The organism is Actinosynnema sp. NPDC023794, assembly GCF_040639675.1.
GTDB classification, from domain to species: Bacteria; Actinomycetota; Actinomycetes; order Mycobacteriales; family Pseudonocardiaceae; genus Actinosynnema; species Actinosynnema luteola.
The window spans coordinates 298,331-324,395 of the sequence record NZ_JBFAFR010000004.1; the positions used below are offsets into that span (position 1 = coordinate 298,331).

Annotated in this window: 28 protein-coding genes; 17 read left to right on the forward strand and 11 right to left on the reverse strand. The window is 71.2% G+C overall.

What is annotated here, in order from left to right; genetic code table 11:
* Window positions 1-118 precede the first annotated feature (118 nt).
* Window positions 119-523, forward strand: coding sequence for an SdpI family protein (locus tag AB0H12_RS12665; protein ID WP_499622917.1), 405 nt, complete (start codon window positions 119-121; stop codon window positions 521-523).
* A 9-nt stretch (window positions 524-532) separates the two neighbouring features.
* On the opposite strand, the gene AB0H12_RS12670 is transcribed toward AB0H12_RS12665, so the two are convergent.
* The gene (locus AB0H12_RS12670) at window positions 533-1,114 is read right to left on the reverse strand and encodes a YqgE/AlgH family protein (protein WP_230569513.1); all 582 of its coding nucleotides are present in this window, start codon (window positions 1,112-1,114) and stop codon (window positions 533-535) included.
* A 282-nt stretch (window positions 1,115-1,396) separates the two neighbouring features.
* On the opposite strand from AB0H12_RS12670, the gene AB0H12_RS12675 reads away from it, so the two are divergent.
* Window positions 1,397-2,704 (forward strand): MFS transporter, encoded by a 1,308-nt coding sequence (locus AB0H12_RS12675; RefSeq protein WP_499622919.1) that lies wholly within the window; start codon window positions 1,397-1,399, stop codon window positions 2,702-2,704.
* A 67-nt stretch (window positions 2,705-2,771) separates the two neighbouring features.
* On the opposite strand, the gene AB0H12_RS12680 is transcribed toward AB0H12_RS12675, so the two are convergent.
* Together AB0H12_RS12680 and AB0H12_RS12685 are read right to left on the reverse strand one after the other, a co-directional pair.
* On the reverse strand, window positions 2,772-3,032 hold the full coding sequence (locus AB0H12_RS12680; RefSeq protein WP_123744844.1) for a response regulator transcription factor: 261 nt from the start codon (window positions 3,030-3,032) through the stop codon (window positions 2,772-2,774).
* A gap of 97 nt (window positions 3,033-3,129) precedes the next feature.
* Entirely contained in the window at window positions 3,130-4,587 is a 1,458-nt protein-coding gene (locus AB0H12_RS12685) for a CCA tRNA nucleotidyltransferase (RefSeq protein WP_499622921.1), read from the reverse strand.
* Between the two features lie 118 nt (window positions 4,588-4,705).
* Between AB0H12_RS12685 and AB0H12_RS12690 the strand changes: the two genes are divergently transcribed.
* From AB0H12_RS12690 to AB0H12_RS12705, 4 genes are read left to right on the forward strand one after another with little or no spacing between them, the layout of a single operon-like run.
* Window positions 4,706-5,224: an NUDIX hydrolase gene (locus AB0H12_RS12690; protein ID WP_499622923.1), complete on the forward strand. Its 519-nt coding sequence runs from the start codon at window positions 4,706-4,708 to the stop codon at window positions 5,222-5,224.
* On the forward strand, window positions 5,221-7,485 hold the full coding sequence (locus AB0H12_RS12695; protein ID WP_499622925.1) for a DUF6049 family protein: 2,265 nt from the start codon (window positions 5,221-5,223) through the stop codon (window positions 7,483-7,485). The genes AB0H12_RS12690 and AB0H12_RS12695 overlap by 4 nt, the downstream gene beginning before the upstream one ends.
* 14 nt (window positions 7,486-7,499) lie before the next feature.
* Entirely contained in the window at window positions 7,500-9,113 is a 1,614-nt protein-coding gene (gene murJ, locus AB0H12_RS12700) for a murein biosynthesis integral membrane protein MurJ (RefSeq protein ID WP_499622926.1), read from the forward strand.
* Window positions 9,114-9,150: 37 nt separating this feature from the next.
* Window positions 9,151-10,680: a protein kinase family protein gene (locus AB0H12_RS12705; RefSeq protein WP_499622928.1), complete on the forward strand. Its 1,530-nt coding sequence runs from the start codon at window positions 9,151-9,153 to the stop codon at window positions 10,678-10,680.
* A 3-nt stretch (window positions 10,681-10,683) separates the two neighbouring features.
* On the opposite strand, the gene AB0H12_RS12710 is transcribed toward AB0H12_RS12705, so the two are convergent.
* A complete protein-coding gene (locus tag AB0H12_RS12710; protein ID WP_499622930.1) occupies window positions 10,684-11,322 on the reverse strand; it encodes a TetR/AcrR family transcriptional regulator in 639 nt (212 codons plus the stop codon).
* 252 nt (window positions 11,323-11,574) lie between these two features.
* Here AB0H12_RS12710 and AB0H12_RS12715 point away from each other — a divergent pair, with 252 nt between their 5' ends.
* The 7 genes from AB0H12_RS12715 to AB0H12_RS12745 all read left to right on the forward strand — a co-directional run bounded on the left by AB0H12_RS12715 (window position 11,575) and on the right by AB0H12_RS12745 (window position 16,784).
* The gene (locus AB0H12_RS12715) at window positions 11,575-11,949 is read left to right on the forward strand and encodes a VOC family protein (protein ID WP_499622931.1); all 375 of its coding nucleotides are present in this window, start codon (window positions 11,575-11,577) and stop codon (window positions 11,947-11,949) included.
* Window positions 11,950-12,041: 92 nt separating this feature from the next.
* Window positions 12,042-12,659, forward strand: a complete 618-nt coding sequence (gene sigM / locus AB0H12_RS12720; RefSeq protein ID WP_230569505.1) for an RNA polymerase sigma factor SigM — start codon at window positions 12,042-12,044, stop codon at window positions 12,657-12,659.
* On the forward strand, window positions 12,656-13,414 hold the full coding sequence (locus AB0H12_RS12725) for an RsmA family anti-sigma factor (protein WP_499622933.1): 759 nt from the start codon (window positions 12,656-12,658) through the stop codon (window positions 13,412-13,414). The genes sigM and AB0H12_RS12725 overlap by 4 nt, the downstream gene beginning before the upstream one ends.
* A 116-nt stretch (window positions 13,415-13,530) precedes the next feature.
* Window positions 13,531-14,529 carry a thioredoxin-disulfide reductase gene (gene trxB / locus AB0H12_RS12730; protein ID WP_499622934.1) on the forward strand — a complete coding sequence of 333 codons (999 nt, stop codon included), beginning with the start codon at window positions 13,531-13,533 and terminating at the stop codon, window positions 14,527-14,529.
* Window positions 14,530-14,557: 28 nt separating this feature from the next.
* Window positions 14,558-14,884, forward strand: coding sequence for a thioredoxin (gene trxA / locus AB0H12_RS12735; RefSeq protein WP_230569502.1), 327 nt, complete (start codon window positions 14,558-14,560; stop codon window positions 14,882-14,884).
* A gap of 170 nt (window positions 14,885-15,054) precedes the next feature.
* Window positions 15,055-16,197 carry an N-acetylmuramoyl-L-alanine amidase gene (locus tag AB0H12_RS12740; RefSeq protein ID WP_499622936.1) on the forward strand — a complete coding sequence of 381 codons (1,143 nt, stop codon included), beginning with the start codon at window positions 15,055-15,057 and terminating at the stop codon, window positions 16,195-16,197.
* Between the two features lie 59 nt (window positions 16,198-16,256).
* Window positions 16,257-16,784: a hypothetical protein gene (locus AB0H12_RS12745; protein ID WP_499622938.1), complete on the forward strand. Its 528-nt coding sequence runs from the start codon at window positions 16,257-16,259 to the stop codon at window positions 16,782-16,784.
* Window positions 16,785-16,789: 5 nt separating this feature from the next.
* Here AB0H12_RS12745 and AB0H12_RS12750 read toward each other — a convergent pair whose 3' ends face one another.
* Window positions 16,790-17,014: a hypothetical protein gene (locus tag AB0H12_RS12750; protein ID WP_230569500.1), complete on the reverse strand. Its 225-nt coding sequence runs from the start codon at window positions 17,012-17,014 to the stop codon at window positions 16,790-16,792.
* Window positions 17,015-17,053: 39 nt separating this feature from the next.
* On the opposite strand from AB0H12_RS12750, the gene AB0H12_RS12755 reads away from it, so the two are divergent.
* The gene (locus AB0H12_RS12755; protein ID WP_499622939.1) at window positions 17,054-17,473 is read left to right on the forward strand and encodes a hypothetical protein; all 420 of its coding nucleotides are present in this window, start codon (window positions 17,054-17,056) and stop codon (window positions 17,471-17,473) included.
* Here AB0H12_RS12755 and AB0H12_RS12760 read toward each other — a convergent pair.
* Together AB0H12_RS12760 and AB0H12_RS12765 are read right to left on the reverse strand one after the other, a co-directional pair.
* Window positions 17,470-18,222: an ArsR/SmtB family transcription factor gene (locus tag AB0H12_RS12760; protein WP_499622941.1), complete on the reverse strand. Its 753-nt coding sequence runs from the start codon at window positions 18,220-18,222 to the stop codon at window positions 17,470-17,472. The two genes, AB0H12_RS12755 and AB0H12_RS12760, sit on opposite strands and share 4 nt — an antisense overlap.
* Before the next feature lie 69 nt (window positions 18,223-18,291).
* Window positions 18,292-18,930: a GNAT family N-acetyltransferase gene (locus AB0H12_RS12765; RefSeq protein WP_499622943.1), complete on the reverse strand. Its 639-nt coding sequence runs from the start codon at window positions 18,928-18,930 to the stop codon at window positions 18,292-18,294.
* A 169-nt stretch (window positions 18,931-19,099) separates the two neighbouring features.
* Between AB0H12_RS12765 and AB0H12_RS12770 the strand changes: the two genes are divergently transcribed.
* Both AB0H12_RS12770 and AB0H12_RS12775 read left to right on the forward strand, forming a co-directional pair.
* Window positions 19,100-20,392 (forward strand): aminotransferase-like domain-containing protein, encoded by a 1,293-nt coding sequence (locus AB0H12_RS12770; protein ID WP_499622944.1) that lies wholly within the window; start codon window positions 19,100-19,102, stop codon window positions 20,390-20,392.
* A gap of 13 nt (window positions 20,393-20,405) precedes the next feature.
* Entirely contained in the window at window positions 20,406-21,350 is a 945-nt protein-coding gene (locus tag AB0H12_RS12775; protein ID WP_499622945.1) for a D-alanine--D-alanine ligase family protein, read from the forward strand.
* 261 nt (window positions 21,351-21,611) lie between these two features.
* Here AB0H12_RS12775 and AB0H12_RS12780 read toward each other — a convergent pair whose 3' ends face one another.
* From AB0H12_RS12780 to AB0H12_RS12795, 4 genes are all read right to left on the reverse strand, one after another.
* On the reverse strand, window positions 21,612-22,622 hold the full coding sequence (locus AB0H12_RS12780) for a ParB/RepB/Spo0J family partition protein (protein WP_499622946.1): 1,011 nt from the start codon (window positions 22,620-22,622) through the stop codon (window positions 21,612-21,614).
* Window positions 22,619-23,515: a ParA family protein gene (locus AB0H12_RS12785; protein WP_170185177.1), complete on the reverse strand. Its 897-nt coding sequence runs from the start codon at window positions 23,513-23,515 to the stop codon at window positions 22,619-22,621. The genes AB0H12_RS12780 and AB0H12_RS12785 overlap by 4 nt, the downstream gene beginning before the upstream one ends.
* A gap of 128 nt (window positions 23,516-23,643) precedes the next feature.
* A complete protein-coding gene (gene rsmG / locus AB0H12_RS12790) occupies window positions 23,644-24,321 on the reverse strand; it encodes a 16S rRNA (guanine(527)-N(7))-methyltransferase RsmG (protein WP_499622947.1) in 678 nt (225 codons plus the stop codon).
* A 164-nt stretch (window positions 24,322-24,485) separates the two neighbouring features.
* Complete coding sequence (locus AB0H12_RS12795; RefSeq protein WP_499622949.1) at window positions 24,486-24,944, reverse strand: NUDIX domain-containing protein; 459 nt, start codon at window positions 24,942-24,944, stop codon at window positions 24,486-24,488.
* Here AB0H12_RS12795 and AB0H12_RS12800 point away from each other — a divergent pair.
* On the forward strand, window positions 24,943-25,977 hold the full coding sequence (locus tag AB0H12_RS12800; protein WP_499622951.1) for a methyltransferase domain-containing protein: 1,035 nt from the start codon (window positions 24,943-24,945) through the stop codon (window positions 25,975-25,977). The two genes, AB0H12_RS12795 and AB0H12_RS12800, sit on opposite strands and share 2 nt — an antisense overlap.
* Window positions 25,978-26,065 lie beyond the last annotated feature (88 nt).

The following is a 26,065-nucleotide window of genomic DNA, read 5'->3' on the forward strand; positions in this document are numbered from 1 at the left end:
GCGTTGCGCAGGCTGAACCACCCGGCTCGCCGACCGGCCGGATCACCCGTGCGGCCACGACCGGGCGAACCCGGGGCCGGCCCGACCAAGATCGGAGGCCCGGCCTACCCTCGTCAGGGTGAACATCGTGCTGCCTGTGGTGCTGGGTCTGATCGGTGTCGCGTTCGCGACCGTCGGCTTGCTCGGCGTGCGTGGCCGACTGCGGCGCAACCGCTTCTTCGGTGTGCGCACCAAGGCCACGCTGCGCGACGACGAGACGTTCGCGCTGGCCAACAAGATCGCCGGCGTGCCGACCGCGACCGCGGGCGCGATCGCCCTCGCGGCGGCCTTCGCGGCGGCCGTGAACCCGGCGTTGGCGCTGGTCATCGGCCTGGTCGGGCTGATCGGCAGCGTCGTGGTCGCGAGCGCGGGCGGCGTGCTCGGCCACCGGGCCGCCGAGGCCGTGCCCGAGCCGGCGGCCCCCGCCGGTTGCGGCGGCTGCGCGTGCGGTGGTGGCGGCTGCAGCGTCCTGACCCGCGCCTAGTTCACGGCCCTAGTTCCGGCGGATGTCCGTCGGGAACGTCGCCATCAGCGCCGTCGGCATGCCCTGACGGCGCAGCACCCGTCCCCACAGGTCGACGTTCGGCGGCGTGAGCACGTCGTCGGGCAGGCCCTTCACGACGATCCAGTCGCCGCGCGCGACCTCGTTGCCCAGCTGGCCCTCTCCCCAGCCGGAGTAGCCGGCGAACACGCGCATCCCGCGCACCTTCGCCACCAGCACGTCCGGGTCGGCGTCCAGGTCGACCAGTGCCACCGGTCCGTGCACGCCGACCACGCCGTCGAGTGACGCCAGGTCCTCGCCGGTGCGCAGCGCGGCCAGGCACAGCGCCGTCTTCTGCTCCACCGGCCCGCCGATGTAGACGGCCTGCGGCCTGCTCACGTGCGGTCCCCACGCGGGCAGCACGTCGTGGACGGCGACCTCGCTCGGGCGGTTCAGCACCACGCCGAGGCTGCCTTCGTCCCGGTGGTCGATGACGTAGACCACCGTCCGGCGGAAGTTGGGGTCGATCAGAGTCGGTGCCGCGACCAGCAGAGAACCCGGTTCGACGTCGGCATCAGGGCGCACACCACGCATGATCCCAGACGACGGCCGCGGTCCAGGCGACCCAGCGCACACCGCGCGGACGCGGCGGGCACGTCGTCGGCGGAACATCCGGGTTACCGTGTTCGTTGTAGTGAACGTCAGGCGCCATCGAGTCCCCCGGGCCCACTGAAACGCCTACGCGGAATACCGTCCGGCTGGAGCCGCGTAGTGCCACCCGCCGAGAGGCGACCGGGCGCCTGGCGCCAGGGAGGCCGGACCCCACGCGGGTCCGGCCTTCGTGGTTCGGAGGTCCGGAGGCATAGGCTCATCACCGTGACCACTGCCGGCACCACCGCGGCGAAGCACCACCTCGGTGTCCGGAGACTCCTCGCGCTGGCGGACTTCCGCAGGTTGCTGGCCTCGCGGCTGGCCGCCCAGTGGGGCGACGGCCTCTTCCAGGCGGGCCTCGCCGGCGCGGTCCTGTTCAACCCCGAGCGCCACGCCGACCCGCTCGCCGTCGCGGCCGGGTTCGCCGTGCTGCTGCTCCCGTACTCGGTCGTCGGCCCGTTCGCGGGCGCCCTGCTCGACCGGTGGGACCGCCGCCGGGTGCTGGTCGTGGCGAACCTCACCCGTGCCGTGTTCATCCTGCTCACCGCGGCGGCTGTCGGGCTCGGGCTCGCCGGCGTGCCGCTGTACGCCTCGGCGCTGTTCGTCACCGGGGTGAGCCGGTTCGTCGGCTCCGGCCTGTCCGCGTCCCTGCCGCACGTGGTGGACGGCGACCACCTGGTGGAGGCGAACGCGTTCGTCACCACGCTGGGCGCGTTGACCGCGGTGCTCGGGGCGGGCTGCGCGGTGGGGTTGCGGTCGGTGCTCGGCTCCGGTGACGGCGGCTCGGCGTGGACCACGACGTTCGCCGTCGCGGGCTCGCTCGGGGCCGCCTTCCTGGCCTCCCGCTTCGCGCGTGGCGCGCTCGGACCCGACGAGGTGGACGAGCCCAGCCGGACGGTCACCGCGGTCGCCCTGGGCCTGCTGGACGGCGCACGGGCCGCGTGGCGGGCGCCCAGCGTCGCCGCCGCCCTCGTGGCGCTGCTCGCGCACCGGCTCGCGTTCGGCGCGTCGCTGCTGCTCACGCTGCTGCTGATGCGCAACTCGTTCACCGACTACGGCCCGCTCAAGGCGGGCATGGCGGGGCTCGGCGAGGTCGCCGTCGCCGGTGGCGCGGGCATCCTGCTGGCGGGACTCGTGACCGACCGGGTGGTCGACGTGCTCGGCCGGCGCGGCACGGTCTGCGGCGCGCTCGTGCTGGCCGCCGCCACGCAGCTCGGCCTCGGCCTGCCCATGCTGCTGCCGACCATCCTGGCCGCGTCGTTCGTGCTCACGTTCGCGGGCCAGGTGGTGAAGCTCTGCGTGGACGCCGCCGTGCAGGGCGACATCGGCGACGAGGTCCGCGGCCGGGTGTTCGCCCTGTACGACACGTTGTTCAACGTCACGCAGGTGGCAGCCGTCACCGCCGCGGCGGCCGTCGTGCCCTTGGACGGTCGGTCACCGGGCCTCGTGGTCGCCGCGACGGTGTCCTACCTGCTCGGTCTGCTCAGCTACTTGTTGTTGGTCAAGCGATCAACGACGGCCGCCACCCACTGACCACCGCCCCGCCCGCGGACGGTCGACTTCCGGGCGACCGCGCCGCGGTCTGCGGAGCTGCGGCAGTTCACCGGGGCAGCGGCAATCTGATGATGCCCGTCTCGTGGGCGTAGACCACCGCCGCCATCCGATCACGCAGGTTCAACGCGCGAAGGATCTCCGACACCACCGCCCCCACCTGGTGCTGGCTCAGCGCCAGCACCCGCGCTATCTCGTGGTCCGCGAGCCCCCTGGCCAGGCAGCGGAGCACGGCCCGCTGCCGGTCGGACAGCTCGTCCAACCCCTGTTGTGCCCGGGTGCCCCCCTCGGACAATCCCCAAGCGTTCATACGACACCACCCCCAGTGCGCGTCTGACGCACACAGTCATGGTCCCGCAACAGGCTGTCACTGGCCAAGGCCACAGCACGAGATTGGTCACTTGGTGCTAGTCACCAGGGGGCTGGACACCCTCCGCGCGCGCCCACTCGAGCAGCTCCGCGACCGCCTCGTCGTGGTCCAGCGGGCCGCGGTCCAGGCGCAACTCCTTGAGGAACTTCCACGCCTTGCCGACCACCGGCCCCGGTGGCAGGCCCAGCAGCCGCATGATCTCGTTGCCGTCGAGGTCCGGCCGGACCCGCTTGAGGTCCTCCTCGGCGGCGATCCGCTCGATGCGGCGCTCCAGGTCGTCGTACGTCCGCTGCAGCGCGTTGGCCTTGCGCCGGTTGCGCGTGGTGCAGTCGGCGCGGACCAGCTTGTGCAGGCGGGGGAGCAGGTGCTCGGCGTCGGTGACGTACCGGCGCACCGCCGAGTCGGTCCACTCGCCGCTGCCGTAGCCGTGGAACCGCAGGTGGAGGTACACGAGCTGGGCGACGTCCTCGACGATCTCCTTCGAGTACTTCAGGGCGCGCAAACGCTTGCGGACCATCTTCGCGCCGACCACCTCGTGGTGGTGGAACGACACACCGCCGCCCTCCTCGAACCGCCGGGTGTCCGGCTTGCCGATGTCGTGCAGCAACGCGGCCAGCCGCAGCACGAGGTCCGGCTCCGGCCCGTCCTCCAGGTCGATGGCCTGGTCGAGCACGACCAGCGAGTGGTGGAACACGTCCTTGTGCTGGTGGTGCTCGTCGATCTCCAGCTTCATCGCGGGCAGCTCGGGCAGCACCACGTCGGCGAGCTTCGCGTCGACCATCAGCTCGACGCCCGCCCGCGGGTGCGCGCCCGTGAGCAGCTTGGACACCTCGACCTGGACGCGTTCGGCGGTGATGCGGGTCAGCTCACCGGCCATCGCCGCCATGGCGTCGAGCACGCGTGGCGCGACGGTGAAGCCCAGCTGGGACACGAACCGGGCCGCGCGCAGCATCCGCAGCGGGTCGTCGGAGAACGACTCCTGGGGCGTCGCGGGGGTGTCCAGGGTCTTGGCCCGCAGCGCGTCGCGCCCGCCGGTCGGGTCGATGAGCTGCCGGTTCACCACGTCGTAGGCCATCGCGTTGACGGTGAAGTCGCGGCGCACCAGGTCGCCCTCGATGCTGTCGCCGAAGGTCACCTCGGGGTTGCGGGTGACGCCGTCGTAGCTGTCCGCGCGGAACGTGGTGACCTCGACGGTCTGCCCGTGCTTGGTCGCGCCGACCGTGCCGAACGCGATGCCGGTGTCCCAGATCGCGTCCGCCCAGCCCTTGAGCAGCGCCATGATCTGCGGCGGCCGGGCGTCGGTGGTGAAGTCGAGGTCGCCGGACAACCGGCCGAGCATGGCGTCCCGCACGCTGCCGCCCACCAGGTACAGGCGATGACCGGCCGCGGCGAAGCGGGCGGCCAGGTCGTCGGCGACGGGGAGCGAGCTCAGCAGTTCCACCACGGCATTGTCCTGCCCAGGAGAAGTGGTGGTGGAGGCGATGGGTCCGGACACGAAGAGCCAGCCTACTGGTCGGCGTGGTCCTGCTCGAACGAGTCTGGCGAGGAGTTGATCACCACCCGCCACCGGGCGGTCACGTCCGGTACCCGCTGGTCGCCACTACCATCAGGGCATGCCCCAGTCGTCCGGTCGCTCCGGCGGTCCCAAGCCGAGGCGCCGGAACCGGCGTCGGGGTCGGCGGCTGAGGACCGTCGACGAGACCTCGGCGGGAGGACTGGTGCTGGACTTCGAGCAGCACGTCGCCGCGATCATCGGGCGGCTCGACCGGCGCGGCAGGCTGTTGTGGTCGTTGCCGAAGGGTCACATCGAGGCCGGTGAGACCGCGGAACAGACCGCGGTGCGCGAGGTCGCCGAGGAGACCGGTATTCATAGCAAGGTCCTGCGCCCGCTCGGCTCGATCGACTACTGGTTCGTCGCCGAGGACCGGCGGGTGCACAAGACCGTCCACCACTTCCTCCTGGAAGCGCTGGGCGGCGAGCTTTCCGACGAAGACGTGGAGGTCACCGAGGTGGCGTGGGTGCCCCTTGGCGAGCTGGACGACCGGCTCGCCTACGCGGACGAGCGTCGACTCGTGCGCCGAGCCGCCGAACTGCTCTCCGAGTACCAGACGGACGGAGCGGAGTCCGCGTGAAACGGCTGCTGTCCGCACTGGCGGCGGCGGGGGTCCTCCTCGTGACCACGGCGTCCGCGGCGCCCGCCGCGCCCACCGACAGCGGGAGGCTGCCCGTCCGACCGGCGCCCGCCACGCAGGTGTGGGCGACCATGGCGCTGTCCAGCCAACCGGGCCAGCAGTCGCAGGTGTGGCTGCGCCTGGACGTCGAGGAGATGACCCCCCGCGTGATCACCGCGGACGGGCCGGACTCGATCACGATCTCCGGCAAGGTGGTCAACGTCGGCGACCGGCCGATCGAGGACATCGAGCTGCGCCTGGAACGCGGTCAGCCGCTGACCGGCGAGGACGAGGTCCGCGAGGCGCTGCGCGAGCCGACCGACGCCGAGTTCGTCCAGCCGAACTTCACCCCCGTCACCGACCGCCTCGAGCAGAACGAGTCGAAGCCGTTCCAGCTCACCGTGCCCCTGCGCGGCACGGACCCGACCTCGCTGCGCATCACCGAACCCGGCATCTACCCGATCCTGGCGAACATCAACGGCGTCCCGGCCTACGGCGGACGGGCCCGGCTGGCCGCGCTGAGCACCCTGCTGCCGGTGCTCGCGATGCCCGGCGGGCAGGCGCCGTCCCCGCCGGCGAACCCGGCCAAGCTCACCCTGCTGTGGCCGCTGGCCGACCGGCCGCGCGTCGTCACCGCCAACCCGACCGTGCTCACCGACGACGAGCTGGCGGGCTCGCTGGCCATGGGCGGCAGGCTCTACGGCCTGCTCATGGCCTACGAGTCGGCGCTGACCGGCCCGCTGGGCACCGGCGTGTGCCTGGCCGTCGACCCCGACCTGCTGCGCACGGTCGAGGCGATGACCCAGGGCTACGAGGTGCGCGGCCAGGGCGCGGGCAAGGGCAGGAGCGCGGCCGAGCTGTGGCGCGACCGGTTGCGCCTGCTGGCCGCCGGCCGGTGCGTGATCGCGCTGCCCGACGCCGACGCCGACCTCGTCGCGCTGTCCCGCGCCCGGCTCACCGGCCTCACCGACCTCGCGCTCAACGGCGCCGAGGTGGTCCGCGACGTCCTCGGGGTGCAGCCGACGCAGGGCCTGACCTGGCCCGAGGACGGCGTGCTCGACCAGCCGACGCTGTCGGACCTGACCGCTCGGGGCGTCACGTCCCTGGTGCTCGACCAGTCGGCCGTCGCCGGCACCCCCGGCACCGGACCGGTCCGGTTCGACGTGGCCGAGGGCAAGCCGGTCACGGCGGTGCGCGTCGACGGCATGGTGTCCGACGCGCTGCACGGCGCGGCGACGGCCAAGCCGGTCGCGGGCGTGACCACGCCCAGCGAGACCCGGCCGGTGTCGGTGCAGAACGCGCTGGCCGCGCTCACGTTCCGGGCCGGGTTCCAGAGCACCGGCCAGAACGTGGTCATCGCGCCGCCACGCCGGTGGAACGCGCCGACCGGCGAGGTCGACACGTTGCTGCGCACGGCGAAGTCCCTGGTCGCGGACGGGTTCGCGACCCCCGTCGGCCTGGAGACCCTGCTGGCGGCGCCGCCCGAGCAGACGGCCGCGTTGAGCTACCCGGTCGAGGCCGGGGCCCGCGAGGTGCCGCCGTCCGTGACCGCCTCGGTGGCCGAGTCGTGGGCCCGGTTGCACCAGCTGTCGGAGTCGATGAGCCAACCGGACGCGGCGTCCGCCGAGCCGGGCGACCTGATCGACCCGCTGCGGTTGGCGCTCCTGCGCGCGGTGTCGGGCGCGTGGCGCGGCAACGAGGACGGCGCGCGGGCCGCGCTGGCGACCGGCCGTGAGCAGATCGACGGGTTGCGCGGTCAGGTCACGGTGACCGAGCCGAACAGCCCGATCCTGCTCGGCTCGGGCGACAGCCCCATCCCGCTGTCCATCAAGAACCGGCTCGACGTGCGGGTCACCGTGCGGATCGTGATCGAGGACACACCGGGCATCGTGGCCAGGGACCTGACCGACATCGAGTTGCCCGCGCGCGGCGACCGGCTAGTGCGGGTGCCGGTGGAGGTGCAGCGGTCCGGGCGGTTCCCGGTGCACATCCGCCTGGTCACCACCAGTGGCGTCGAGCTGGGCGAACGGGCTCGGCTCGAGGTGTCGTCCTCGGCGTACGGGACGATCACGGTCGTCATCACGGGCCTGGCGGGCGCCGCGCTGGTGCTGCTGTCCGCCAGGCGCATCTACCGTCGGGTGCGCGCCGCCCGGGCCGCCTCCGCGCAGGTGCCGAACGACGCGAGTGGGGTCACGCCGCCGGAGAGGTCGAGCACGAGTTGAGCGGAACAACCACGGTGACGCAGGAGCAGCCGCAGGGCCCGTCGCTGGCGCGCGCCGGCGGCTCGATGGCCATCGCCACGATCGTCAGCCGCGCCTCCGGACTGCTGTCCAAGCTGCTGCTGATCACGATCCTCGGCGTCGACGCGCTCAACGACTCCTACCAGGTCGCCACCACGCTGCCCACGATGATCAACGAGCTGCTGCTCGGCGGTGTGCTGACCAGCGTGGCGATCCCGCTGCTGGTGCGCGCAGAGAAGGAGGACGGCGACCGCGGCGAGTCCTACGCGCAGTGGATGATCACGATGTCCGCGGTGATCCTCGGCGTCGGCACGATCATCGCGGTCGCCTGCGCGCCGCTGCTGACCGCGCTGTTCATCGACTCGCCCACGGCCAAGCCCGAGCTGGTCACCGCGTTCGCGTACCTGGTGCTGCCGGGCATCGTGTTCTACGGGCTGTCCGCGCTGATCGGCGCGGTGCTCAACACCCGGCACGTGTTCGGCCTGCCCACGTGGGCGCCGGTGCTGAACAACCTCGTGGTGATCCTCACGCTGGTCGTCTACTGGCTGATGCCGGGCGAGATCTCGCTGGACCCGGTGCGGATGGGCGAGCCGAAGCTGCTGGTCCTGGGCCTGGGCACGATGCTCGGCGTGGCGCTGCAGGCGTCGGTGCTGGTGCCCGCGCTGCGCCGGACCGGGTTCCGGTTCCGGTGGCGGTGGGGCTGGGACCGGCGGCTGTCGGAGTTCGGCGGACTGGCGTTCTGGGTGCTGCTGTACGTGGCGCTCGGCTTCGCCAGCATGGTGGTGCTGACGAAGGTCGCCACGCACCACGACGGCGCCATCACGGTCTACAACATGCAGTGGTTGATCGCCCAGGTGCCCTACGGGGTGCTCGGCGTGTCGCTGCTGACCGCGTTGATGCCGAAGATGAGCCGCGCGGCGGCGGCGCACGACACCGGCGCGCTGGTCGGCGACCTGGCGTTCGGCAACCGGATGTCGTCGATCCTGCTGATGCCGTTCAGCGCGTTGATGACGGTGTCCGGCGTGTCGATCGGCCTGGCGCTGTTCGCGCACGGCCGGTCCGGCGTCGGTGGCGGCGAGGCGATCGGCACGGCGCTCGCGCTGTCGGCGTTCGGGCTGGTGCCCTACGCGATCACGTTGCTGCAGCTGCGGGTCTTCTACGCGTTGAAGGACGCCCGGACGCCCACGCTCATCCAGGGGATCATCGTGGTGGTGCGGATCGGGCTGCTGTACGGGTTCCTGGCGATCTCGCCGCCGGACAAGCTGGCGGTCGGCGTGTCGATCGCGATGTCGCTGAGCTTCGTCGTGGGCGCCCTGGTCGGGCAGTTGTGGCTGCGGCTGAGGCTCGGTCGGCTGCGCACCGGTTACACAGCGTGGACGATCTGCCTCACGGTCGTGGCGTCCGCCATCGCGTTCGGAGCAGCGACCGGGCTCGCGTGGCTCGCCGTCCGGGTGGTGGGAATCGAGTCCCGCGTGACGGGTGCCTGGGTCGAAGTGGTGATCCAGACGGTCGTCGGGCTGCCGTTGAGCTTCCTGCTGCTGGCCCTGTTCCGGGTACCCGAAGTGAAGCCCGCGATCGCCAAGATCAGTCGTTTGGTGGGTCGCCGATGACACCTGTGACACCACGCGGTCACGTACCCTCGGCCCCGTGAGCAGCGGTCCGATCCAGAACGCCTCGCTGGTGCCCGGCGGGGTGATCGGCGACGGCCGGTACCGGCTGCTGGCCCGGTCCGGTGTGGACCGGCGGTGCGACGCGCACCTGTGGCGGGCCAGGGACGGGCAGCTCAACCGGGACGTGGCGCTGACCGTCCTGGTGGGCGACCCGGCCGACCACGCCGCCGCGGCGCGGGCCAAGCGGACCGCCGAACGCGCGATGCACGCCGCCAGCTTCACCCACCCGGGTGTGTCCCGGGTGATCGACGTGTTGACGCCCGGTGCCGGCATCAGGCCCGACGAGGGCATCCTCGGCGTGATCGTGGCCGAGTGGACCCAGGGCACCGACCTGCTGGACCTGATCGCCGAGGGCCCGCTGCCCGCCGGCGCCGCGACGCGGCTGCTGGAGCCGCTGGGCGCGGCGATCGAGGGCGCGCACCACGCCGGTCTCGTGCTCGGCGCGGACCACCCGCAGCGCATCCGGGTGACGGCGGACGGCAGGCTGCGGCTCGCGTTCCCCGGACCCCGGCCGGACGCGATCGCCCGTGACGACGTCAAGGGCCTCGGCGCGATCCTCTACCTGCTGCTCACCGGCAAGTGGGCGCTGCCGAACGGCCCGGACGGCGTGCCCGTCGCGCCGACGGGTCCGGACGGCTCCGTGCTCGCGCCGAGCGCGCTGCACCCGTACGTGCCGCACGAGCTGTCGTCGGTCGCCGTGCGCAGCCTGGAGGACACCAGCGTCGGCGGCATCCGGACCAGCGCGGCGATCCTGCAGGTGCTCGACCAGATCGCCCAGTCGGAGGCGCAGACCGCGCTGATCCAGCCGGTGCAGGAGGACGCGGCGGACGACGGCGCGGTGTGGACCACGCAACGGCCGGTCCGCGACAAGGACCACAAGCGGAAGCTGATGATCAGCGTGGCCGTGCTCGCGGTCGCGACGCTGGCCGTGATCGTCTGGCTGGGCGTGCAGATCGTGAGCTTCTTCAGCGACGAGCCGACCGGCGGCGGCGGGCCGACCGTGGTGATCGGCCAGTCCACCCCGCCGGGGCAGAGCGGCCAGCCCGCGCCGCCCGCGCCGCAGCCGGCCGGTCCCGTGCAGCCCGCGTCCGTCGGCGTGTACGACGTGACCAACCAGCCCGACAACGCCAACCGGGCCAACCGCGCGGTCGACAACAACCCGACCACGGTGTGGCAGACGGAGAACTACTTCCAGCCGTTCCCCGCGCTGAAGCCGGGCATCGGGCTGATGGCGGGCTTCGCCGAGCCGGTGAAGCTGTCGTCGGTGACGATCACGTCGCCGAGCGAGGGCACGGTGGTGGAGATCCGCGTCGCGGGCGCGCCCGGCGCGCCGCTGCCGGAGACGAAGGTCATCGCGACCGCGACCCTGTCGGCCGGGCAGACCCAGATCCAGCTGACCGACCACGACCCGACCCAGCACCTGCTGGTGTGGATCACGAAGCTCTCGGGCAGCGGCAAGAACAACCGCTCCGAGATCGCGGAACTCGTCTACACCCGCGCGCAGTAGCCCTCAGGCGCGGGTCGCGTAGTCGCCCAGCGCCGGTTCCAGCAGGTCGAAGACGCGCCGTGCGGACCGCGTCACGGCGGCCGCGATGTGGTCGTTGTCGTGCCCCTCGACGGTCAGCCGGAGCACTTCACCGAACAGCAGCCGGTTCGCGCCGCCCAGTTGGGTGGCGGCGGCCCTCGGCGTGATGTCGTCGGGCTCGGCGCCGGTGGCCTCGGCGAGAGCGGTGGCCAGCGCCTCCTCGCGGGCCTCGTGCAGTTCGCGCAGGCGCGCGGTGAGGGTGGGGCTGTCGACGATCATCCGGGCGAACGGCAGGCCGGAGAACCCGATCACCGGGTCGTGCCGGGCCGCGGCCCGCAGGAACGCGGCGCGCAGCGCGGCCAGCGCCGACTCGCCGACCGCGCGTTCGACGACCGTGCGGGCGAGGCCGGCGGTGAACTCCTCGTGCTGGTCGAGGGCCAGGTCCTCCTTGCGCGCGAAGTAGTTGGTGACGGTCTTCTTGGCCACCCGCGCGGCGTCGGCGATGTCGGCGATCGTCGTCTCCTCGAACCCCCGCTCGATGAACAGCCGGGTGGCGTGGTCGGAGATCGCCTGCCGGGTCTCCTGCTTCTTCTGCTCGCGCAGGCCGGTATTGGTGCTGGTCATGGGCTTAGCCTGGCAGAGTTTTACGTCGAGGGCAAACTTCTCCTTGACGTTTCGTACTACCGGACTATAATTACTCTCGTAGCAAGCACAACGGAGGAGACACCTTGCGACGAGAGCACCAGGGCCGCCGCCCCGTCCGGATCAACCACCAGCCGTTCGGCGGCAAGCAGCAACCGACCAGGCCGACGCGGGCACAGGGTGTGCCGCGCCGCCGCTCGTACTGACCCACGCACGAACACCGAGGAGACCCGCTTGATCACCAAGTCCACGCTGTCGCTGAACGTCGACGACGTCACCGCGTCCAGCGACTTCTTCACCACCCACTTCGGCTACGCCCGGCAGATGGCCGCCGACGGGTTCGCGTCGCTGGCCCACGACGACGCGGTCGACCTCGTCCTGCTGCGCCGCGGCACCGAGGTGCTGCCCGAGGGCTTCCGCGACCAGCACGCCGCCGGGCTGATCGTCGCCTTCACGGTCACCGACCTGGCCGCGGAGCACGACCGGCTCCGCGCGGCGGGCGTCGGGATCACCATGCCGCTGCGCGAGGAACCGTGGGGTGAGCGCCTGTTCCAGGTGACCGACCCGAACGGCGTCGTCGTCCAGCTCGTCGAATGGGTGAAGTTGTGACGCGCGGTCGCGGCGGGCGAGTGCCGGTGCCCGAGGCACTCGCCCGTGCAGGTGATCGGAGCGGGGTTGCCCAGGCCCGATAGGCTCCGCGCGTGACCGCCGCAGCCAGCTCGGACGCAGACCTCATCACGGCGCACGCCGCGGGTGATCCGCACGCCTTCTCCGAACTCGTGCGCAGGCACCGGGACCGCATGTGGGCCGTCGCGCTGCGCACGCTGCGCGACCCGGAAGAGGCCGCGGACGCGTTGCAGGAGGCGTTCATCTCGGCCTTCCGCGCCGCCGCGAGCTTCCGGGCCGAGTCCCAGGTCACGACCTGGCTGCACCGAATAGTCGTCAACGCCTGCCTGGACCGGATGCGCAGGCGACAAACCAGGCCGACCGTCCCCCTGCCCGAGGCCGGCCCCGGTGAGCCGGTGGCGCCCAGGGACGCGATGGCCGAGCGCGAGACCCGCCTGGTCGTCCAGGCCGCCCTCAACGAGCTGCCGGAAGAGCAGCGCGCCCCGATCGTGCTGGTCGACGTGGAGGGCTACTCGGTGGCCGAAACGGCGCAGCTGCTGGGCATCGCGGAGGGCACGGTGAAGTCGAGGTGCGCCCGCGGGCGGGCCAAGCTCGCCAAAGTTCTGGGACACCTCCGGAACCAGAGTGCAGATGCGAACGTCCCACTGAACGATGTGCAGGTGCAACAGGGACGTCAGTTGGAGGAACGATGACCGGCAATGCGCGGCGTTCAGGGCCGCCGTGGTCCGTCGACCTGCTGGCTGATCTGCACGCGGGGGCTCTGGACCCGCGGACCGAGGCCGAGTTGCGGCCACTGGTCGAGAACGACCCCGAGGCCCGCGAGATCCTCGCCGCCCTCGACGCGACGCTCGACGACCTGCACAACCTGCCGCCCATCCCCATGCCGCGCCACGTGGCCGAGCGGATCGACGCGGCCCTCGCCGAGGAAGCGCGCCCGGTCGCGCCGGTGGTCGACTTCGCGCAGGCCAAGGCCCGTCGCGCCAAGCGCCTCGGCTGGGGTGCGGGGCTGCTCGCGGCGGCCGCGGTGGCCGTCGGCGTCGCCGTGGTGGCGATCCCCCGGGACAACACCGCCGGTGACAACGTGGCGCAGGAGGACAAGACCACGAACGCGCCGGTCACGGGCAGCGCCGTGCCGCCCGGCAGCACCGACCGGATGCCCGCCGTGCGCGGCGAGAACTTCGGCCCGGTGTTCGGCGACGTGCTCAAGGCGCAGAACTACGGACCGCTGGAGAACCAGGACCAGCTGGCCGACTGCCTGCGCGGGGCGAACATCACCGCGGGCAAGCCGCTCGGGGTCAGCCCCATCACGCTGGACGACAAGCCCGCCGTGATGGCGATCCTGCCCGCCGGCGCCCCCGGCGCGTACCGGATCGTGGTGGTCGACCCCCAGACCTGCGGCCCGGACAACCCCGACGGCGTCCTGGCGAACAGCACGATCGAGCCGTAGCGGGGCCGCGTAGCCCAACTCACCTCGACGGTGCGGAATTACCGCACCCTACGATCCGTTGTGCCAAGTGCCGGGCCGGGTGATCCGGGCCCGGGAGTGACTAACGGAGGTCGAGGGTGTCGGACGTTCGGAACCTGATCGTCGTGGGATCGGGGCCCGCCGGGTACACCGCGGCGGTCTACGCGGCGCGTGCCCAGCTCGAACCGCTGGTGTTCGAGGGCTCGCAGTACGGCGGCGCGCTGATGACCACGACCGAAGTCGAGAACTACCCCGGTTTCCGCGACGGCATCATGGGCCCCGACCTCATGGAGCAGATGCGCGAGCAGGCCAAGCGCTTCGGCGCCGAGCTGCGCGCGGAGGACGTCGAGCAGGTCGAGCTCGACGGCCCGGTGAAGTACGTCACCGCGAACGGCAAGCGGTACGCCGCCCGTTCGGTGATCCTCGCCATGGGCGCCGCGGCGCGCTACCTGCACGTTCCCGGTGAGCAGGAGCTGCTCGGCCGCGGTGTGTCGGCCTGCGCCACGTGCGACGGCTTCTTCTTCCGCGACCAGGACATCGCGGTGATCGGCGGCGGTGACTCGGCGATGGAGGAGGCGACGTTCCTCACCAAGTTCGCCCGGACCGTCACGATCATCCACCGCCGCGAGGAGTTCCGCGCCTCCAAGATCATGCTGGAGCGCGCGCGGAGCAACGAGAAGATCAAGTGGCTGCTCAACGCCGAGGTCGTCGAGGTGCTGGGCCAGGCGGCGGGCTCCGTGTCCGGTGTCAAGACCCGCGACACCCGCACCGGTGAGGTGACCGAGCACCCGTTCACGGGCTTCTTCGTCGCCATCGGCCACGACCCCCGCAGCGAACTGGTCAAGGGCCAGGTCGAGCTGGACGGCGAGGGCTACGTCCAGGTCGTCGGCCGCACGACTCACACGAACGTGGACGGCGTGTTCGCCGCGGGCGACCTCGTCGACCACACCTACCGCCAGGCGATCACCGCCGCCGGGTCGGGCTGCGCCGCCGCGATCGACGCGGAGCGCTGGCTCGCCGAACACGGGACCACGGAGGCCGCCGTCACCGCCGAGCACGTGGGCGGTGGCTACGGCGAGCCCGTCTCCACCAGCTGAACCCACCTTTCCGAGGGAGAAACACGACATGGCAGGCACCCCCGTGGTCACCTCCGCCAAGACGTTCGTCGATGACGTCCTGACCAGCGAGAAGCCGGTTCTGGTCGACTTCTGGGCGACCTGGTGCGGCCCGTGCAAGATGGTCGCGCCGGTGCTCGAGGAGATCGCCGCCGAGAACCCCGAGAAGATCACCATCGCGAAGCTCGACATCGACGCCAACCCGTCGATCGCGCGGGACTACCAGATCATGTCGGTCCCGACGATGATCCTGTTCCAGAACGGCAAGCCGGTGAAGCAGATCGTCGGCGCCAAGCCGAAGGCCGCGCTGCTCAAGGACCTGTCCGACGTCCTCTGAGTGCAACCGAACCAGTGGCCCGTCCGTCTTCAGAGGAGGCGGACGGGTCACTCGTCTGTGGACCCGCAACCACTCGCAGTAGCCCCGTCCGTGGCATCGGCGCGAGCAAGGCACAATAGGTCGTCAAGTTCGCGTCGACGGATGTCGACGCCTTAGTGAGCGAGGGGTGCATGCTGCTACTCCGCCGCGGGGATTTCGGTCCGGACGTCGCCGAGGTCAGGGCAACGCTGACGAAGCTCGGTCTGCTGTCCGATCCGCAGCCGTCCCAGGTGTTCGACCTGCCGGTCGAGCACGCGGTGCGCGCGTTCCAGCAGCAGCGGGGTCTCATCACCGACGGTGTCGTCGGCCCCGCCACCTACCGCGCCCTGCGCGACGCGACGTACCGGCTCGGAGACCGCCCGATCGCGTTCCTCATGGCGCAGCCGGTGACCGGTGACGACGTGTTCGCGCTGCAGGAGCGCCTGCTGGAGCTGGGTTACGACGCCGGCCGGGCCAACGGCGAGTTCGGTCAGCAGACCGAGCTGGCGTTGCGGAGCTTCCAACGTGATTACGGCTTGATCGTCGACGGCATGTGCGGCCCCGACACGGTCCGCGCGCTGCGCCAGCTCCAGCCCAAGGTGCGCGGCGGCCGGCCGGTGTTCCTGCGCGAGCAGGAGCGGGTCCGCCGGGCCGGGCCGAGGCTGTCCGGCAAGCGCATCATCATCGACCCCGGTCACGGCGGCGAGGACCGCGGTGTCGTGGTCGACGGCGTGTCCGAGGCCGACGTGATGCTCGACCTGGCCAGGCTGCTCGAGGGCAAGATGGCCGCCACCGGCATGGAGGCCCTGCTCACGCGTGGGCCGAACCACAACCCGGACGAGGGCGAACGGGCCCGGTTCGCCAACGAGGCGGGCGCCGACCTGATCCTGTCCCTGCACACCGACCGCAACTCCTCGCCCCTGGCGTCCGGGGTGGCGACGTTCCACTTCGGGACGGGCAACGGCACGTCGTCCACGGTCGGCGAGGCGCTGGCGGGGTTCATCCAGCGCGAGATCGTCGCGCGCACCGGCATGCTCGACTGCCGCACGCACCCGAAGACGTGGGACATGCTCCGGATGACCCGCTGCACCGCGGTCCGCGTCGAGGTCGGCTACCTGACCAACGCGGGCGACCGGCAGCGGCTGGCCAACCCGTCGTTCCGCGACGTGGTCGCCGAGGGCATCCTGGTCGCGGTGAAACGCCTGTACCTGCTGGGCAAGGACGACCAGCCGACCGGCACGTTCACCATGGACGACCTGCTGCGGCACGAGGTGGCCACCGGCAAGCTCCGCTGACCACCCTGCGGGGTCCACTCGCTTGCCATGTCCTCCCGGACAACGAGAAGTCCGAGTTCGTGGCGGATTTCGCCCGTGCGTTCCAGGCGTCCGCCGAACTCGGCGAGTGGTCGGTGTTGGCCCAGGCGGTGAGGGAGTGGCGGAGCACCGCCGCCATCCACGCGGACCCCACCCTCGCCGCCCGGCTCTCCGGCCCGCTGGACGACGATTTCGGCCAGGTCCCAGCCCCGACGGTGCCCGCGAAGCGCGGTGATCGGGTAGCGCCGCCCGGCCGCCCCGGACATTGGGAAGCTCGCTTCGCCACGTCCGAGGCGGCCAAGGGCTGGGAAGATCTATGCCAAGCCGTCCGGTCGAACGCCTGGGAGGCGTGGATCGTGCTCACCGAACGCCCGACCACGCCGGAGAACCCAGCCCGACACCACAGGCTCAAGGGCGCCTTCGCCACCAGGGAAGTCGGTGGGCGAACGCTCGTCCAGTGGCAGTACGAGGTCACCGCCGGTGGACGGATCTGGTTCTGCCCCGACCCGGACAAGCGCGTTGTCCGGGTCGTGACGGCGAGCACGGGCCACCCGAAGGCGACCGAGTAGGGCGTCTACCAGCCCGTGAGCACGTCCAGCACCTCGGCCACGGCGTCCTCGTCGTCCGCCCGGTTCTGGGCGCGCAGGTCCAGCATCAGGTCGGTCAGCTCGTCGACCAGCTGCTCGGCCGGGATGCCCTCGGCCTGCCACCCGTCGAGCAGTGTGCGAATCTTCACGAAGTCCCGCGAGCCCTCGATGATCGCGAGTACTTTGCCCTGGATCTCGACACCCACGTCCACGAGTCGATCTTATTGGCCGGCCCGCCGGTGAGGAGCACGATGGAGTTCTACCGCCTCGAACCCGAGGTCGCCGGCGCGTTGGGCGAAGGAACCGTGATCGACGCCGCGGCCCACCCGCCGCGCATCGAGGCGGTGCACTACGAGATCACCGACTGGGCCGGCGACGACCTGATCGAGGCGTTCCCCGTCTACCTGGTCACCGACGACCTGGCCGACACGCTGGTCGACAGCGGCCTGGACGCGTTCCGCATCCGCCGCGCCACGGTGACCCTCTCCGACGAGGCGCAGGAGATGCTGGAGGGCAAGGAGCTGCCCACCTTCCACTGGCTGGAAGTGACCGGGCAGGCGGGCGTGGACGACCTCGGCGTCACCGACCAGGGCCAGCTCGTCGTCAGCGAGCAGGCGCTCGACCTCCTGCAGTCCGGCACGCTGGAGAACTGCGACGTCGACCGCTTCTAGCGGGCGGGCATCTCCCACGGGATGGCCGGCAGGACGTGCCCGGTCTCCAGCAGCGACTTCAGGTTCGACAGCACGGCCGCCCAGCCGGACGCCGCCTGCGCGCGCTCCGCTTCGTCGGCCAGACCGCTGTGCGTCACGGTCAGCCGCACGATCTCGCCGTACGCGTCGATGCGGAACGCCACCGTCGACGTCACGGCCGGCTCCGCCGGGTCGGCCCACGTCGTCACCAGCAGGCGCGGCGGGTCGGCCTCGACGATCTGGCCCACCACGTCGTCCACCTCCGAGCCGTCCACGCGCCGGTGCGCCCACGCCGAGCCCACCTGCCAGTCCGAGACGTTGCGGTGGCCCCAGTACTGCGCCGTCACGTCCGCGTCCGTCAGGGCCTCCCACACCCGCTCAGGCGTGCTCTCGATGTACGTCACGTACACGAACTCCGGCTTCACCGGTTCCTCCGCTCGTCGTTTCACGTCGCTGAGCAGCCGCAACCGCGGCCGTTCGAACTTGTCGATCCACCGCTCCTGCACCTCGTGCAGCGGCACGGGGTTGAGGTAGTGCAACTTCTCCCGGCCACGGCGGGTGGTGCTGACGAGGTTCGCGGCCTCCAGCACGGCCAGGTGCTGGGTGACGGACTGCCGGGTCATGCCCAGTCGGGCGCACAGCTCGCCGAGGGTCTGGCCGTTCTCCTCGTACAGCCGGTCCAGCAGGTAGCGGCGGGTCTCGTCGGCCAGGGCCTTGAACACCTTGTCCACACGGCACGTTATGCAGGCAATTACCTGCATGTCAACCCGTGGCGAAGGACCCGCACGTCACCGCAGGACTCACACAGGCTTGAAACTGGGCTCCGGGGGTGCGGCGGACACCGTCACCGAGCTGAGCAGGCGCTCCAACGCCGCCTCCACGTCTTCCTTCCACGACGACGCGCTGCGCAGCTCCAGCCGCAACCGCGGCCAACGGGGGTGGGGGCGCACCGTCTTGAAGCCGACCTGCAGCAGGAAGTCGGTCGGCGTGACGCAACTCGGCCCGTCGACCTCCGGCCGGTTGTCGCCGAACGCCTCGATCGCCTTCACGCCGCGACGCGTGAGGTCCTTGGCCACCGTCTGCACCAACACCCGCCCGAGACCGCCACCGCGGAACTCCGGCAACACCTCGAGCCCCGTCATCAGCACCGCGTCGGGGCTGGCGGGGGAGGTGGGGAACGCCAACGACCTCGGCACGGCCGCCGGAGGCGCGTAGAACACGGATCCGGCGGGAATCCCGTCGAGGTAGATGATCCGACCGCAGGAACCCCACTCCAACAGCACGCTGGAGACCCAGGCCTCCTTCTCGAACTCGGTGTCCCCGAATTCCTCGGCCTGCTCCTTCAGGTGGGGCGCGAGCTCCCAGAACACGCAGGTCCGACTGTGCTTGGAGAGGTGCTCCAGGTTGTCCAAGGTGACGCCAACGACACGACGCGACACCCCGACCTCCAAGCCCCCGAACACATCCCCCCACGAGGATAGGCCGATGTGACCCCCGCCCGGAAGGCACATGCCCCGAACGGGACGGCCGTTACACTCGGGCGGGAACAAACCCGCCGGTAACGCCCCACCTACGGAGTTTCCCGTGAACCTACCCGGATTGCCCCCTATGCAGGGAGCCAGAAGCCTCGACCCCCACCTGCGCCGGTACGCGGCGCGCACGGCGGGCATGACGGCATCGGAGATCCGGGCGCTCTTCGCGGTGGCGAGCAGGCCTGAGGTGGTGTCCCTGGCGGGAGGGATGCCGCACCTGGCAGCACTGCCGTTGGAGTCCCTCAGCGCGGAGGTGGCCGACGTCGTGGCCACGGAGGGACTCGTCGCGCTCCAGTACGGCAGCGCGCACGGCGTGCCCGAGCTGCGTGAGCAGATCTGCGACGTGATGGCGCTGGAGGGCATCAACGCCCACCCGGACGACGTCGTGGTGACCGTCGGCTCCCAGATGGGCCTCGACATGGTCACCCGCATCTTCTGCGACCCCGGTGACGTCGTGCTGGCCGAGGGGCCGTCGTACGTCGGAGCCCTGGGCTCCTTCGCCGCCTACCAGGCCCAGGTCGTCCACGTGGGCATGGACGCGGACGGCCTCATGCCCGACGCGCTGCGCGAGGCCATCGCCTCGGTGGAGCGCTCCGGCCGCCGGATCAAGTTCCTCTACACGATCCCCAACTTCCACAACCCGGCCGGCGTCACCCTCGCCGTCCAGCGCCGTGCCGAGGTGCTCGACATCTGCCGCACCCACGGCATCCTGGTGGTCGAGGACAACCCGTACGGCCTGCTGGGCTTCGACGGCGTCACGTACCCGGCCCTGCGCGCGACCGACCCGGACAACGTCGTCTACCTGGGCTCGTTCTCCAAGACCTTCGCCGCCGGCCTCCGGGTCGGCTGGGTCCTGGCGCCGCACGCCGTCCGCGAGAAGCTCGTCCTGGCGGCCGAGTCGGCCACCCTCTGCCCCCCGACCCTGAACCAGCTGATCGTGTCGCGCTACCTGAAGACGCACGACTGGCAGGGTCAGATCAAGACCTACCGCGAGGCCTACCGGGAACGTCGTGACGCGGCGATCTCGTCGCTCGAACAGCACATGCCGCTTGGTTCCACGTGGAACAAGCCGAACGGCGGCTTCTACGTCTGGGTGACCGTCCCCGAGGGCATCGACACCAAGGCCATGCTGCCCCGCGCCATCACGCAGCGCGTGGCGTACGCGTCGGGCACCGGCTTCTACGCCGACGGCCTCGGCAGCCGCCAGCTGCGCATCTCGTACTGCTACCCGACGCCAGAACGCATCCGCGAGGGCGTGCGACGGCTCGCGAACGTCATCAAGGACGAGATCGAGCTGCACGAGACGTTCGGCCCGACCGTGGGCCGCGCCGTCTCCGGCCCGCACAGCCCTTCGCCCGACACCGCTTGATCAGGAGCACACGTTGTCCAACCGCTGGGTCGCAGTCCTGTCCGGGGGCCTTTCGCACGAGCGGGAGGTGTCCCTGCGATCCGGTCGCAGGCTGTCCGCCGCGCTGCGCTCGGTCGGCCTGGTCGTGGAGGAGTGGGACGCCGACGGCAACCTGCTCACCCGGCTGAAGGAGCACCGTCCCGACGCCGTCGTGGTGGCCCTCCACGGCGGCGAGGGCGAGAACGGCTCCGTGCAGACCATCCTCGAGCTGATGAACGTCCCGTTCGTCGGCACGGACTCCCGCGCCTGTCGCCGTGCCTGGGACAAGCCGACCGCGAAGGGCGAACTGGCCCGCGCCGGCCTGGCCACCCCGGAGTGGGCCGTGCTGCCGCACGCCACGTTCCGCGAACTCGGCGCCCAACCCGTGCTGGACGCCATGGTCGACCGACTCGGCCTGCCACTGATGCTCAAGCCCGACCAAGGCGGCTCGGCCCTGGGCGCCCGAGTCGTGCGCGACGCGGCCGAACTCCCGGCCGCCATGGTCGGCTGCCTGGCCTACGGCAACACCGTCCTGGCCGAACGCTTCGTGGAAGGCATCGAGGTCGCCGTCGCGGTCGTCGACGGCCCGGACGGCCCCTACGCCCTCCCGCCGGTCGAGATCGTCCCGGAGAACGGCGTCTACGACTACACCGCCCGCTACACCGCCGGCCTGACCGACTTCCACGCCCCGGCCCGCCTCGACGAGAAGGCCGCCCAAGCGGTCGGCGAACTCGCCGTCTCCGCCCACCGCCTCCTGGGCCTCCGCGACGTCTCCCGAACCGACGCCATCGTCGCCCCGGACGGCACCGTCAACTTCCTGGAAGTCAACGTCTCACCCGGCCTCACGGAAACCTCGCTCCTCCCGATGGCCGTCGAAGCCGCCGGCCAGTCCCTGGGCGACATCTACGCCGGCCTCATCGAGCGCGCAGTATCCCGTTAGAACCTCTCACCAAACCCTGACGGCCCGTGTCCGATTGGACACGGGCCGTCATCGTCACCGTGACAAAAGCCCCCGGGGTGATCCCTTGCACCACAAACGAATCCCATTTGTCCGTTTCTGTCACGATCCACCCGTCCCGGAGAACCGCGGCCAACGGACCCGCAACCTCCCCGCCGAGGCCCGATCTCGACATGGGTTCGGGTGCTTGAGGAGTGCCCGTACGGGCCTCATGTCACATCGAGCCTGCCGGGAGGGGGCAGTTCACACCGCCCCCGGCCCAGACCGCTCCCTCTGCCCAGCTTCCGGCGACATGAGCTGGATGATCCGCTCCAGATCATCGACGGACCCGAACTCCACCACGATCCGCCCCTTCCGCTGCCCCAACTCGACCTTCACCCGAGTGTCGAAGTTGTCCGACAACCGCTCCGCCAACTCCTGCAACCCGGGCGCCTGCATCGGCTTGCGCCGCACGGCCTTCGCCTTGGCCGGCTCCGCGCCCTTGGCCAGCGTCACCGCTTCCTCGGTCGCCCGGACCGACATGCCCTCGGCGACGATCCGAGTGGCCAGCTCCTCCTGCACGCCCGGATCCTCGACCCCCAACAACGCCCGGGCGTGCCCCGCCGACAACACGCCCGCCGCCACCCGCCGCTGCACCGGCAGCGGCAGCTTGAGCAGTCGGATCGTGTTCGTCACCACCGGCCGGCTGCGGCCGATCCGGTCGGCCAGCTCCTCGTGCGTCACCCCGAACTCCTCCAGCAGCTGCTGGTAGGCGGACGCCTCTTCCAACGGGTTCAGCTGCACGCGGTGGATGTTCTCCAGCAGCGCGTCGCGCAGCATGACGTCGTCGGCCGTGTGCCGCACGATCGCCGGGATCGTCTTCAACCCCGCCAGCTGGGTGGCCCGCCACCGCCGCTCGCCCATGACGAGCTCGTAGTGGTCCGGCCCGATCGCCCGCACCACGATGGGCTGCATCAGCCCGAACTCGCGGATCGAGTGCTCCAGCTCCCGCAGCGCCTCTTCGTCGAACACCTGCCGCGGCTGCTTCGGGTTCGTTCGAATAGCCGTGACCGGCAGCTCCTGGTAGACCGCGCCGGCCACCTCCCCGGTCGGGCCGGGGGAGGGCGCAGGGGTGGACTCCCCGTTGACCAACCCGTTGGACGACCCGTTCGAGCCCGTCCGCGCCGGCGACGGCGACGGTGCGCCGGGCGGTGGGCCGCTCGGGATCAGGGCCGCGAGCCCGCGACCGAGGCCACCCTTGCGCTGTTCCGTCATGCCGACCCCATCTCCGCGCCGAACTCGGCGATCTCCCGTGCCGCGTCGAGGTAGCTCATCGCGCCCCGTGAGCCGGGATCGTAGGTGAGCACCGTCTGACCGAATCCTGGTGCCTCGGAGACCTTCACGCTGCGCGGGATCACCGTTTTGAGGACCGTGTCGCCGAAGTGGCCGCGCACCTCGCTGGTCACCTGGTCGGCCAGCTTCGTGCGGCCGTCGTACATCGTCAGCAGGATCGTGGACACGTTGAGCGTCGGGTTCAGGTGCGCCTGCACCAGCTCGATGTTGCGCAGCAGCTGCCCCAACCCCTCCAACGCGTAGTACTCGCACTGGATCGGGATCAGCACCTCCTGCGCGGCGACCATCGCGTTGACGGTCAGCAGGCCGAGCGACGGCGGGCAGTCGATGAACACGTAGTCCGGCTTGATGGAGTCCAGCGCCTCGGGGCTCAGCGCCTCCTTCAGCCGCGACTCCCGAGCGACCATCGAGACCAACTCGATCTCCGCGCCCGCCAGGTCGATCGTGGCCGGCACGCAGTACAGGTTGGGGGACTGGTTGCTGACCTGAGCCGCTTCGGCCACGGACAGCTCACCGATCAGCACCTCGTACACCGATGGCGTGCCGGAGCGGTGCTCGACGGCCAGCGCCGTGCTCGCGTTGCCCTGCGGGTCGAGGTCGATGACGAGCACCTTGAGGCCGTGGATGGCGAGCGCGGCGGCCAGGTTCACCGTGCTCGTGGTCTTGCCGACGCCACCCTTCTGGTTGGCGACCACCATGACCCGGCGACGGTCCGGACGGGGGAGTTGGAGGGAGTCGGGGTGCAGGACGCGGGTGGCGCGTGCCGCTTCTTCCGCGATGGGGGTCCACACGGTGCTGTCTCCTGCCGGTTCCACGTTGTTTGCCAAGTTCGACTCGGATGCGGGACGGAGCACTTCACCCGCGCCCACCACACCTTCGGGCTCCGTTTCACGTGAAACACCGGCCGCTTGGAACACCGGTTGCAAGGGGTCGGGGTACACGTTCACCGATCCTTCCTTCTGCGACGCGCGCCTTCACGGCGGCTCGCCTGCTCATCGCGCTCCACGAGCACGACCGTCGTCGGCAGTTCGAGTACTTCGCCACCGCAGGTGGTGACGCGCGGTCGGATCCCTCCGGCCCGGCGCACCGCCTCGGCGTCGCGCTCCAGCTCTTCCGCAGCGCTCTCGCCCTTGAGAGCCACCAGACGTCCACCCGGCCGGAGCAGCGGCAGGCACCACCGCGTCAGCCGTTCCAGCGGGGCCACCGCGCGCGCCGTCACGACGTCGCTGTCACCCAGCTGCTCCCGCACCAGCGGCTCCTCGGCCCGGCCACGCACCACGGCGACCTTCAGACCGAGCGCGTCGACGCACTCGGTCAGCCACGCCACTCGCCGCGCCATCGGCTCCAGGAGCGTCAACTCCAGGTCCGGCCGCGCGATCGCCAGGGGGAGCCCCGGCAGTCCCGCGCCCGAGCCCACGTCCACGACCCGTGAACCTTGGGGGAGCAACTCCGCCACGACGGCCGAGTTGAGGATGTGACGCTCCCAGAGCCGGTCGACCTCCCGCGGGCCGATGAGCCCGCGTTCGACGCCGTGCTCGGTGAGCAGTGCCGTGAAGGCGACCGCCTTGTCGTAGTGGTCACCGAAGACCTTCTTCGCGCGGTCTTCCACCTCTGCGGCCATGTCTCCGTCCGGGACGTTTCACGTGAAACCACACCAGACGCCGGCGGCGGCCGGGTGTGGCGATGGGGTTGGGCGTCTCGTCAAGGAGGCGATGAGCCCCACGAGATGTGCCGGTCCCCACTATGACGGATCACCCCGGCGACACGCCAAATCCGAGTCGCGTTTCACGTGAAACTTTCAATCCGACCGTCCTCGGGGAGCACCCGGAGGAGTTGCAACGCGTAGTCGACCGACTCGACGTGATCCAAGTCCGGCACTTCCTCGAGCGGGAACCACGCCGCCTGGTCCGTGCTCCCGCCGACCTCGAACGTCAACTCCCCGCCGACGACGTGCGCCTCGTACATGATCCGGATGCGGTGGTAGTCCACCTCGACCCCGTCCCGCGCCAACGGACCGTGGACGTTCTGGATGCCGAGCAGCCGGTCCACCTCCGCCCGGTAGCCCGTCTCCTCGAACACCTCGCGGACCACCGCGTCGTACGGGTCCTCGCCGTGGTCGAGCCCGCCGCCGGGCAGGATCCACATCGGCCGGTCCGGTCCGAGCCAGCGGGACAGCAGCAACCGACCGTCTTCGATGATCACGGCGTAGGCGGCGACACGGAGCTTGCGGATGATCCCAGTCATGCCGCGACCGTTTCACGTGAAACACGACGAGGGGAAGGGCAAGGGCATGTACGAGATCAGACCGGGGGTGCTGAGCACGATGGGGCACCCCCACAGCCTCGAACACATCGCCGACCTGGCAGCGGCCGGCGTCGAGGTGATCGTGTGCGCGCTCACCGAGACGGAACTGGCCGAGCTCGACCTGACCGACGAGCCCGAGGCCGCCCGCGACGCCGGCATCACCTTCCACTGGCTGCCGATCCCGGACTTCGGCATCCCCGCCACCGCCCCGAACCTCGACCCCGTCCTCCACGACATGCGCGCGGGCCGGCACGTCGTGGTCCACTGCTGGGGCGGGATCGGCCGCTCGTCCTTGCTCGCCGGCGCGCTCCTCGTCATGGACGGCGCGTCACCGGAAGCGGCGTGGCAGGCGATCTCCGAGGCGCGCGGCCGGGACGTCCCCGAGAGCGACGAGCAGCGCGCGTGGCTGACCACCTTCGCCCAAGCCCGGTTCTGGGACGCCCAGGCCGCGACGTTCGACGAGGACGCCGACCACGGACTGCGCGACCCGGCCGTCCGCCGGGCGTGGGCCGACGTGCTCCTCCCACGACTCCCACCCGCTCCCGCCGCGGTGGCCGACCTCGGCTGCGGCACGGGCAGCCTCACCGCGTTGCTCGCCGAGGCCGGCCACCCCGCCCACGGCCTCGACCTCTCCGAGCGGATGCTCGCGGTGGCCCGCGCCAAGGCTCCCGGCCTCGACTTCCGCCAAGGCGACGCGGCCCACCCGCCGTACCCGCCGGGCAGCTTCGACGTCGTGCTCGCCCGGCACGTCCTCTGGGCGCTGCCCGACCCGGCCGCCGCGCTCGACCGGTGGCGCGCCCTCCTCAAGCCGAACGGCCGCCTGATCCTGATCGAGGGTCGCTGGTCCACGGGCGCCGGCCTCACCGCCGCCGAGTGCGTGGCGCTGCTGGGGGAGGGGGACGTCCACCCGCTCACCGATCCGACCCTCTGGGGCCGGGAGATCACCGACGAGCGCTACCTGGTCGAGTCGTAACTCAGCGGCCCACCCACCAGCCGCCCCAACCACCAACCAGAACGGCCCCGGTCCCACCAGGGGACCGGGGCCGTTCGGCCACACCGCT